9 protein-coding genes are annotated in these 8,862 nt (G+C 70.9%); 4 read left to right on the forward strand and 5 right to left on the reverse strand.

The genetic code is table 11. The features are described 5' to 3' along the window. Nucleotides 1-101: 101 nt before the first annotated feature. Nucleotides 102-1,112: an LLM class flavin-dependent oxidoreductase gene (locus KHA85_RS15355; RefSeq protein WP_213186474.1), complete on the forward strand. Its 1,011-nt coding sequence runs from the start codon at nucleotides 102-104 to the stop codon at nucleotides 1,110-1,112. Between the two features lie 30 nt (nucleotides 1,113-1,142). Then, nucleotides 1,143-1,526, forward strand: coding sequence for a DoxX family protein (locus KHA85_RS15360; protein WP_205475688.1), 384 nt, complete (start codon nucleotides 1,143-1,145; stop codon nucleotides 1,524-1,526). Here KHA85_RS15360 and KHA85_RS15365 read toward each other — a convergent pair whose 3' ends face one another. Together KHA85_RS15365 and KHA85_RS15370 are read right to left on the reverse strand one after the other, a co-directional pair. Then, nucleotides 1,527-2,546 carry a hypothetical protein gene (locus KHA85_RS15365; protein ID WP_132062288.1) on the reverse strand — a complete coding sequence of 340 codons (1,020 nt, stop codon included), beginning with the start codon at nucleotides 2,544-2,546 and terminating at the stop codon, nucleotides 1,527-1,529. Next, on the reverse strand, nucleotides 2,543-3,400 hold the full coding sequence (locus KHA85_RS15370) for a hypothetical protein (RefSeq protein ID WP_132062286.1): 858 nt from the start codon (nucleotides 3,398-3,400) through the stop codon (nucleotides 2,543-2,545). Before KHA85_RS15370 ends, KHA85_RS15365 begins: the two co-directional genes overlap by 4 nt. 201 nt (nucleotides 3,401-3,601) lie before the next feature. Here KHA85_RS15370 and KHA85_RS18150 point away from each other — a divergent pair, with 201 nt between their 5' ends. Then, nucleotides 3,602-4,648 (forward strand): hypothetical protein, encoded by a 1,047-nt coding sequence (locus tag KHA85_RS18150; protein WP_236885778.1) that lies wholly within the window; start codon nucleotides 3,602-3,604, stop codon nucleotides 4,646-4,648. Between the two features lie 31 nt (nucleotides 4,649-4,679). Here the strand turns inward: KHA85_RS18150 and add are convergent, their stop codons facing one another. Together add and KHA85_RS15385 are read right to left on the reverse strand one after the other, a co-directional pair. Beyond that, nucleotides 4,680-5,708, reverse strand: coding sequence for an adenosine deaminase (add, locus tag KHA85_RS15380; protein ID WP_213186475.1), 1,029 nt, complete (start codon nucleotides 5,706-5,708; stop codon nucleotides 4,680-4,682). Beyond that, the gene (locus tag KHA85_RS15385; protein WP_213186476.1) at nucleotides 5,705-7,174 is read right to left on the reverse strand and encodes an alanine/glycine:cation symporter family protein; all 1,470 of its coding nucleotides are present in this window, start codon (nucleotides 7,172-7,174) and stop codon (nucleotides 5,705-5,707) included. Before KHA85_RS15385 ends, add begins: the two co-directional genes overlap by 4 nt. Before the next feature lie 87 nt (nucleotides 7,175-7,261). On the opposite strand from KHA85_RS15385, the gene KHA85_RS15390 reads away from it, so the two are divergent. Further along, the gene (locus KHA85_RS15390; protein ID WP_308936970.1) at nucleotides 7,262-8,188 is read left to right on the forward strand and encodes a patatin-like phospholipase family protein; all 927 of its coding nucleotides are present in this window, start codon (nucleotides 7,262-7,264) and stop codon (nucleotides 8,186-8,188) included. A gap of 95 nt (nucleotides 8,189-8,283) precedes the next feature. On the opposite strand, the gene KHA85_RS15395 is transcribed toward KHA85_RS15390, so the two are convergent. Continuing rightward, complete coding sequence (locus tag KHA85_RS15395) at nucleotides 8,284-8,451, reverse strand: hypothetical protein (protein WP_213186477.1); 168 nt, start codon at nucleotides 8,449-8,451, stop codon at nucleotides 8,284-8,286. Between the last annotated feature and the right edge of the window lie 411 nt (nucleotides 8,452-8,862).

Genomic DNA, 8,862 nt, shown 5'->3' on the forward strand with positions numbered 1-8,862 from the left:
GGGGCAGGCGGCACAGGGGCAGGCGGTGCGCCGGCGGACACCTGGTGGGAGCGCGACGAGCGGGGCACCGCGTACACCGAGCTGGCCGGGGCGCGGGTGTAGTGGTCTACGTCGTCACGCGGTTCGACTTCCGCGCGCCGGGCGCCGGGCCGGAGGAGCGCCGGGACCGCTACCGCGCGGCCCTCGACATGGCCCGCTACGCCGAGGAGACCGGCCACGACGCCGTCAACCTCTCCGAACACCACGCCTCGGAGGACGGCTATCTGCCGTCCCCGCTCATCGCGGCGTCGGCGGTCGCGGCCGTGACCAGCCGCGTCCTCATCACGGTGTGGGCGCTCATCGCGCCGCTGTACGACCCGGTCCGTCTCGCCGAGGACATCTCGGTCCTCGACCACCTCGCCTCGGGCCGGGTCAGCTTCACCTTCGGGCTGGGCTACCGCCCGGTCGAGTACGCGCTGCACTCACGCGAGTGGAGAACCCGGGGCGCCCGTCTCGACGCCCAGCTGGAGACCATCCTGGCCGCCTGGCGAGGCGAGCCGGTCGGCGACGACCCGGCGGACGGCTCCCCGCGGTCCTCGCCCACGCCGAGGCCGTTCTCCGACCCCCACCCCCTCTTCTTCCTCGGCGGTGGCGGGGCGGCCGCCCGGCGGGCCGGGCGACTCGGCATGCACTTCCAGCCGCAGGTCGACGATCCCGAGCTCACCGCGCTGTACCGGGCGGAATGCCTCGCACACGGGCATCGGCCCGGCCTCGTCGTCGAACCCGTTCCCGGCCCCGCGACGGTGTTCTGCGCCGAGGACCCCGACCAGTTCTGGGCGTGGTACGGCCACCACCTCCTCGCCGACGCCCTCGGGTACCGCGCCTGGCAGACCGGCGCCGGCGACGCCGGCGGCACCCGCAACTCCTTCGTGCACTCCGACGCCCGCACCGTCGACGAACTGCGCGACGAGGGTGTCTACGTGGTGGCGACCCCCGACCAGCTGGTACGACTCGTGCGTGACGGCGACCTGGGGCTCATCACCAACCACCCGCTGTGCGGGGGGATCCCGATCGAGGCGGGCTGGGAGTCGCTCCGCCTGCTCGGCGAGCGGGTCCTGCCCGAGGTCCGGTGAGCGGCCCGCCGCACCCGTAGTCTCGGGTGAATGAGCAACGCGACCACCCGCGGCACCGTCCGCTACTGGGCCATGCCCGCCGCCCTCGGCACGATGGGGGCGCTGCACTTCGTGGCGCCCCGGCCGTTCGACGGACTCATCCCGCCGGAGCTGCCGGGCAGTCGGCGCGCGTGGACCTACGGCTCGGGCGTCGTGGAGGTGGCGGTCGCCGGGCTGCTGGCCGCGCCCGCCACCCGGAAGCTGGGCGGCGCGGTCGCGACCGCACTGTTCATCGGCGTCTTCCCGGGAAACCTGCAGATGGTCCGCGCCTGGCGTCGCAAGCCCGTGTGGCCGTACCAGGTGATCGCGTGGGGCCGGCTCCCGCTCCAGGTGCCGATGATCCTCGCCGCCGACAGCATTCGCCGCGGCGCCTGACTACAGCGGCCGCTGCCCGACGTCCGGGGTCGTCTCACCACCGTCCGACGGGTCGGCGCCAGGATTCCGGACGTCCCCGGCCTGCGTGTCCGCCCCGCTGTTTCCGGCAGCATCGCCGTACCCCGCAGGACTGCCGTATCCGGCCGGGCCGCCGTACCCCGGGGTAGCTGACGGGGCGGAGCGCGGACGCTCCCCCTGGCGGACAGCCGCGACCATCGCGCACGCGATGATGACCACGTACGTGACCAGGGTGAGGATGGCACCGGCGCCCGGGCTGAAATCCATGCCGGACGTCGATGTGCTCGTGGCCGTGGTCGACGCCGGCGGGCTGTCCTCGGCGTAGATGGCCACGACGAGGATCCCGATCGCCAGGACGAACAGCTGCGGCACCACCCCGAGCGCGGCGAACACCGCCCCGAGCTGGCGGGCGGTGGTGAGCATGAGCAGACCCCCGATGATCACCAGCAGCCCGGAGAGACTGAGCATCCCGGCCAGCGGCTCGAGGAGCAGCTTGAAAGTCATCTCCACGAAGCCCAGTTCGAGGGCATCGGAGTCCGAGAGAGTTCGCTGCGCCGAGGAACTCAGGTCGATCGTTCCGGTCGCGGAGACGCTCATGGTTCCCTCGACGAGGTCGAAGGAGCGGTCCACCAGCCATGCCAGACGCGGTGCGATGAGGAGCAGAATCCCCGAGAGCAGTGTGAGTGCGCCCGCGACGAGGGCGACCTTGTCGCGGGTGAGGAACGCGATGAGCTTCGAGCCCGCGCCCGGCTTCGTGGCGGCCGGCTGGCCGAAGGGCGCCTGATTCCCGTATCCGGGGTGGTTCGGGGCACCGCCCGGGCCGTAACCGGCGGGTCCCTGTCCCTGGTACTGATACTGGCCCGGGTACCCACCCTGGGGCGGGTTCCCCGGAGCCGGGTAGCCCCCGGCGGGGTATGCGGAGGTGGGGTTTCCCTGCCCGGTGCCGTCGTACGGCGAACTGCCACCGTGTGGCTGTCCCTGATTCTCGCGCGGGTCGGTCATGCCATCCACCTTCTGATCCGGATCGTTTCGCGGTAGGCGATCATCGCCACGTACACCACGAGCCCGAGGGTCGCGACGGTCAGGGCGAGGGTGGACAGTCCCAGTCCGAACCGGGCCTCGGGGACCACGGAGCCCACGAGATCGGCGATCATGGCGAGCTCGCCACCGAGAGTCGAGGTGACGTTCGAGGTCGCCTCGGCGACGTTGCCCAGGATCTCGGACGGGACCCGCGCGTAACCGAGCAGCACCGTTCCGAACAGGACCAGGGAGATGCCCAGTATCTGCATCCGTCCGCGGGCCACGAGGATCCCGCCGGCGATCAGGGTCAGCGCGGCCAGGACCAGTGCCACCCCCACCGACACGGTCAGCGCCTGCGCTGCCTCGAGGTCATCCTGGGACAGCGTGTTGATGGCTGCCATGTCGCTCCAGCGGCTCCCGCTCGAGGCCGAGACGCCGCGGAACGGGGCGATCGAGTACTCGACGAGCGAGCCCTCCGAGCGGTCGAACAGCGCCCACCACGGAAAGAGGCAACTGAGCAGGGTGACCGCGCCGGAGATGATCGCGAGCACACCCGGCAGTCGGAGGGCCCGCTCCTGCCACGGCATGCGCTGGACGCGTTGGGCGGCCCGGCCGGCAACGACCGCTGCGGAGGCGGCGAACTGCTCGGGTGCCGAGCCGCCCGGCCCGGGACCGTGTGGCGCCCGGCCAATGACGTCGTCCTGGGGTGCAGGACCCTGAACGGGATGACCCGGCCCCGGTGCGCCCTGCGCCGGGTATCCGGCCTGGGGGAACCTCGCGGTCGGGTTCTCCGACGAGCCCGGACCGGGGTCGTCGGGCTGATCGCCTTGATTCATCTCTGGGTGGACTCCTTCGCCAACCGACCGTGCACGGTTCTTACATCGAGTGCTGATCCTAAGCCCTCGGTAAGCGCGCCCGGACGGGCTCTCGGTAGGAAGGGGCTGCGGACCCTCGAACCCGCCGGGTAGGTCTCCCGGTTCCACGCCCGCGCTGTGAAGCGGCACCGTCCGCGGTCGGGCGGTGGCACCATATCGACGATGAACACTCTCGCGCTGATCCTGCTGGCCGTCGGCGTCCTGGTCGCGATCGTCGGCGTCGTCGTCGCGGCTGCGGGCCGGACCTCGCCCGGCGGCCCGCCGGCGGCCGGAAGCGGCGACTGGGCGGCGTACGACGACGGACCCGGGTGGGCTGACCAGGGCCCGGGCGGTCAGGGCTCCGGTTCCATGACCCGCGGGGGGCTGGCGACCCTGGCGCTCGGTGTGGTCGTGGCGCTCGTGGGTGGCGGGATGTTGCTCTTCCCCGTCGGCGACGGGGAAGAGGACACCGTCGCAGGGGACGCCCCGGCGCAGGAGTGGCCCCAGCCGTCCTCGGCCGCGCAGTCTCCGATGACCTCCCCCGGTGCGGCACCGGGAGAAGACGACCCGGAGAGCGGCCCCGGGACGGAGTGCGGTCTCGTGGAACCGGCGGACGGGGGTCCGGCGCAGGTCCGGATCGAGCTGGGCTCCATCGGGTGCTCGGAGGCCGTGCGGGTGGTCCAGAAGTACTACGACCTCCCGGTGGATCCGAGCGGCGGGAACACGGCCCCGCAGCAGTTCGACGGCTGGCGGTGCTCCACGGCCACCGCGGGACTCGCGGGGCAGCGCGGTTACGGGACGTCCTGCCTCAAGGGCGACGTCCAGTTGGTGGTGCCGGTGTCGGACGGCGCGGGCGCCGGCGGGGAGTCCGCCCCCACGGACAGCGGGGCCCGGCCGGATGGAGACCTGGGCTTGCCCACGCCCATGACCAGGCCTTCGTGCGACGGCCGCGGGATCGTGGTTCTCTACTCCGCAGTAACGCCCGGGGCGTACGAGTCGGAGATCCGGTCGGCGCTGGCATCCAATCCCGGCGCGCGTTATCTGCGGACGGACCGCGCCTGCCCCTCGCTGCGGCAGCGCGACGAGAACGGCAACGTGATCTACGCCGTGTACCGCGACTCCGGCTACAGCAGGGCCGAGCTCTGCGCGGACGTGGCGTCGGCGCCGGCTGGCGCCTACGGGAGGTGGCTCGACACCACCAGCGATCCGACGGTCCTCGTGAGCTGCTGAGACCCACGGGGAGTCGCCCGGGAGGAGTGCGTCAGGGCCGCGACGACGACCCGGTGAGGGAGGCCTCCCAGTCGGCGATGCCACCCAGCGCCCGGCCGACCACGGAAGACGGCGCGAACGACGACTCGATCGACGCCCGCGCCACCCCGACCAGCCGCGCCACCGACACGCCCATCCGCTCGTGGGCGGCCACGTACTCGTCCACCACGTCCACACCGAACAGCAGCGGGTCGTCGGCGCCGATCGAGCACCGCACGCCGGCGGCCAGCAGCGCGGGCAGGGGATGCTCGTCGAGGGAGGGGCTCACGCCCAACACGACGTTCGAGGTGGGGCACACGTCGAGGCACGTCCCGCGCTCGGCGAGCAGCTCGAGCACGCCCGGATCCTCCACCGCGCGCACCCCGTGCTGGATGCGGTCCACCCCCAGCTCGACGGCGGAGCGGACCTCCTCGGGCCCGCCCAGTTCGCCCGCGTGGGGCACCACCCCGAGGCCGGCGTCGCGGGCGATCGCGAACGCCTCCGCCGCCGCGGCCACCGGACTGTCCCGCTCGTCGGCGACCAGACCCACCGCCACGACGCCCCGGTCGGCGAACCTCGCGGCCAGCTGCGCCGCCTCGATCGCGTGCTCGGGCCCCGCGCCGCGGTCGATGCTCACGATCGCGCCGGCCCACACCCCGTGCCTGCGCGACGCCTCGGCCATGACCGGCAGCTGGAACTCGAGCGCCTCCTCGGCGGAGCCGAACGCCACCGCCTTCTCGGGGATCGACGCGAACTCGAGCGCCACCACCCCCTGCGCGGCGGCGTCGGCGATCACCTCGTCGAGCAGCCGCTCGACCCGCTCCGGCGTGTGCAGCAGGTCGATGAGCAGCCCGTAGGCGTCGAGGAACCGCGTGAAGTCCGGGTACTCGACCAGCGGCGCCACCTCGAGGCCGTCCTCCGCGCACCACTGCCGCAGCGTCGCTCCCCGCATGGCCGCCTCGAGGTGGACGTGCAGGTGCGCCTTCGGCAGCGCGGTGAGGCTCCGGCGGGCGGCGTCGGCGCGGCGGACGGCGTCGGTCATTCGTCGGCCTTGACCTCGCGGGCCTCGTCGGCGACGGCCTGGTGCGTCATCGGATCGGAGCCGTCCCAGGCGGTGACGTTGCGGGCCTGCGGCAGGTCATCACGGTGGAACACAGGGTTGTGGCCCTTGGCCTTCTGCTGCAGGTAGTGCCGGAGCAGGGCCACGGCGAGCCCGCCGAGCGGCAGGATCGCGATGAGGTTGATGGTGGCCATGAAGCCCATGAACAGGTCGGCCAGACCCCACACGAGGTCGACCGAGCCGAGCGCGCCGCCGAACACCGCCAGCAAGACGAGCGCGCGGAACACGTTGATCGTGCGCGGGCTGTCACGCAGGAAGTTGATGTTGGCCTCGCCGTAGTACGAGTTGCCCAGGATCGACGAGAACGCGAGGAAGAAGATGACCACCATGAGGAACGGCACGCCCCAGTCCCCGACCTGCGAGGCCAGCGAGTCCTGGGTGAGGGAGATGCCCTCGCGGTCGCCGCCGAACTCGGGGTCGGCGAGAAGGATGATGAACGCGGTCGCCGAGCACACGACGAGGGTGTCGAAGTACACGCCGAGGGACTGGACGAGGCCCTGCTTGACGGGGTGGGAGACCGATGCGGTTGCCGCAGCGTTGGGGACCGAGCCCATGCCGGCCTCGTTGGAGAACAGGCCGCGACGCATGCCATGCATGATCGCCGCGCCGAGCGCGGCGCCCGCGATCTCGCGGAAGCCGAGCGCGTGGCCGACGATGAGGCCGATCATGTCGGGGACCTCGGTGATGTTGATGGCGACGACGATGAGGGCGACGACGACATAGGCCGCCGCCATGACCGGGACCAGGATCTCGGTGACCGCGGACAGGCGTCGAACGCCTCCGAAGATGACGAGGCCCGTCACGATCGCCAGCCCCACGCCGATCGCCATCCCGGCCCCGGTGCCCTCGAGGTCGAACTGGTTGCGGACGGACTCGGAGATCGAGTTGGCCTGGACGGCGTTGAACACGAAGCCGTAGGTGACGGTGATGATCACCGCGAACACGGCGGCGACCGGCTTCCAGCCGAGCCCGTCGCGGATGTAGTACGCCGGGCCGCCGATGTACGAGTCCTTGCCCTTGACCTTGTACAACTGCGCGAGCGTCGACTCGATGAAGGCCGTCGCGCCACCGATGATCGCGATGAGCCACATCCAGAACACCGCTCCGGGCCCGCCGACGGTGATGGCGATGGCCACGCCCGCGACGTTGCCGGTGCCCACCCGGGAGGCCGCCGAGATGGTGAAGGCCCGGAAGGCGGAGATGCCCTTCTTGTCCGGTTCGATGTCGGAGGGCGTCTCCGTGATGGTCCGCAGCATCTCCGGGAACATCCGGACCTGGACGATCAGCGTGGTCACGGAGAAGTACAGGCCGGCAATCACCAGGAGGGCGATGACGCCGTACCAGTAGACGTCGTTGATGCTCGCGACGAGCTCGGTGAGTTGGGTCACGGGTGGTGACACTAGTAACGGTGAGGCGGCTGCGCCACTGAACCTCCGCCACCGGACCCCCGCACCCGGACCTCCTACCCTGGGGGAGTGACTGATGCGGGACCGAGACAGACGCGCGCTGACGCTGCGACGCTGGAGCCGACCGCCCCCGACGTCGCCCTCCTCTTCGAGGGCGGGGGAATGCGGGCGGTCCACACGGCGGGCGTGGTCGAGACGCTGATCGAGGCGGGGATCCACACCGGTCTGGCCGCCGGGATCTCGGCGGGGTCGTCCCACCTGGCCAACTACGTCTCCCGTGACGCGGTGCGCGCCCGGAAGAGTTTCGTGGAGATGGCCGCGGACCCGAACTTCGGGGACTGGCGCAGCTTCGCGCGCGGCAAGGGGCTGTTCAACGCGGAGTACATCTACGAGCAGGCCGGGTTGCCGGACCAGGTGCTGCCGTACGACTTCGAGACGTTCGAAGCCAGCGGGACCGCTGCGCGCATCGGGACGTTCCGCTGCTCGGATGGCGAGACGGTCTTCTGGACCGAGGACGACGTCGAGACGATGGCCGACCTGATGCGGATGGTGCGGTCGTCGTCCACCATGCCGGTGTGGATGCCTCCCGTGCTGATCGACGGCGAGTACTACGTCGACGGGGCCCTGGGCCACGACGGCGGGATCCCGTTGTCGGCGGCGCGCGAGGCGGGGTTCGAGAAGTTCCTGGTCGTGCTCACCCAGCCGAAGGGGTACCGGAAGATCCCGCCCCGCCGACTGACGCCGTTCTATCGCTCGTACTTCCGTCGCTTCCCGGCGGTGGGGGAGGCGCTCCTGCACCGCTGGGCGCTGTACAACGAGACCCTCGACGAGATCGAGGCGTTGGAAGAATCCGGCGACGCGCTGGTCTTCCGCCCGGAGCGGGTGATGATCCGGAGTTACGAGCGCCGGGTCGACCGGCTGGCCGAGGCGTACGTCTCGGGACGCGAGCAGGCCCGCCGCGAGGTCGACGCCTGGCGGGAGTTCTGCGGACTCTGAGCAGGCCTGCCCCGCCGATCCGGAAATGCCCGGAAATGCGCGACGCCGCGGCCGTGTTCAGGGCACGACCGCAGCGAAGCGGGAAGGGGTGTGGCTCAGGAACCGAAGATTGCCGCGCCACCCTGCAGGGTCTGAAGGACGTAGGACGGCAGGCGAACCAGGCCATCGATCGCCGCGGAACCAAACGGTCCCGGCATGAACTCCATCGAGCCGGCGGCGAAGTCACGCCAGAATTCTGAGAAGGGACCCGCTACCCAATTCATGTCGTTGTCCTTTCGACGAAACGCCCACCCAGTATGGGCTATGTCACCGAAGCTACGACCGTCCTGGGCGACGTGCCACCGCGCAACTCGCGTATCCCCAGCCTCGTTTGCCGGCTAAGAGAATTGCGAACTGCCGACCTGCTGATTGGCGAGTTCGTGAAGAAATGGCCACGCTAACTAACTTTCGCTCAATTCGCCCAACCGGGTACCCGACGGTTCGGCGGCATGCGACTACGCCTGCATCTCGCGCGACACGAATTAGTTCCCCGCAATCCGCTCATAAGTCTTGTGGTGTCGAACATGTGGACGTAGAATAGAACACGCATTCGAGACAAGTGGCGGCGTGGCCGCACAGTCGACCACAGGGGGTGGGGCATGGACGGCGATTCCGAGCGCACGGCCGGCGGCCCT

This window comes from Dietzia massiliensis (genome assembly GCF_018390595.1).
Taxonomy (GTDB): domain Bacteria; phylum Actinomycetota; class Actinomycetes; order Mycobacteriales; family Mycobacteriaceae; genus Dietzia; species Dietzia massiliensis.